This window comes from Komagataeibacter sp. NFXK3 (assembly GCF_054182245.1).
In genome coordinates, this window is the sequence record NZ_JAPIVJ010000088.1 from 1 (window position 1) to 922 (window position 922).

Sequence of the window (922 nt, forward strand, 5' to 3'; positions counted from 1 at the left end):
CATTTACGATAATATGAAGACTGCGGTGGAAACGGTTTTTGTTGGCCGGGCGCGGGACTATAACCGGCGTTTTTTACAGATGTGCGCCCATTATCTGGTTGAACCACAGGCCTGCACGCCGGCGGCAGGATGGGAGAAAGGCCAGGTTGAAAGCCAGGTGAAATATGCGCGTGGACGCGTGTTCTCCCCGCGTCTGAAGTTCCGTGACTACGAGGAACTCAATGGATGGCTTGTGGATCGATGCATCCAGCTGGCCAGAACGCATGCCCATCCGGATGTCCCGGAGAAAACGGTGTGGGAGATGTTCCTGGCCGAGCGCGCGGCTCTGGTTCCTTATGCCGGTTCCTTTGACGGGTTCCATGCCCGCATGGCATCCGTCACGAAAACCTGCCTGGTCCGCTTTGACAACAACCGGTATTCCGTCTCCAGCAGCGCGGTTGGTCGCCCTGTGGAACTCAGGGCCTATGCCGGGCGCATCGAAATCCGGCAGGATGGCCGGACGGTTGGGGTCCATGCCCGCTCGTTCGAGCGGGACCGGACGGTTTATGATCCATGGCATTATATCGGGGTGCTGGAGCGCAAGCCGGGTGCCCTGCGCAATGGCGCTCCATTCCGGGACTGGATCCTGCCCGTCTCCATTGAACGGATCCGCAGGCGACTGGCTGACAGGCCAGGTGGCGACAGACAGGTCGTACGTCTTCTGGTTGCCGTGAACGAGCATGGCCTGACCTGCGTGGATCAGGCCTGCCGGGAGGCCCTGGAAGATGGCATGCATTCCGTTGATGTCATTCTCAACATCCTGTCACGCCGGGATGAAGCCACAAATCCCGTCCTGCCTGCCCTTCCCGAACCTCTGGTCCTGCATCATGCTCCTGTGGCTGACTGCAGCCGGTATGATATCCTGAGGACACGCCCATGATGG

The 922-nt window shown here is 59.8% G+C and carries 1 protein-coding gene; it reads left to right on the forward strand.

What is annotated here, in order from left to right:
• A partial coding sequence (locus OQZ28_RS17600) for a Mu transposase domain-containing protein (RefSeq protein WP_458136703.1) occupies nucleotides 1–919 on the forward strand: 919 nt, incomplete at its 5' end.
• Nucleotides 920–922 lie beyond the last annotated feature (3 nt).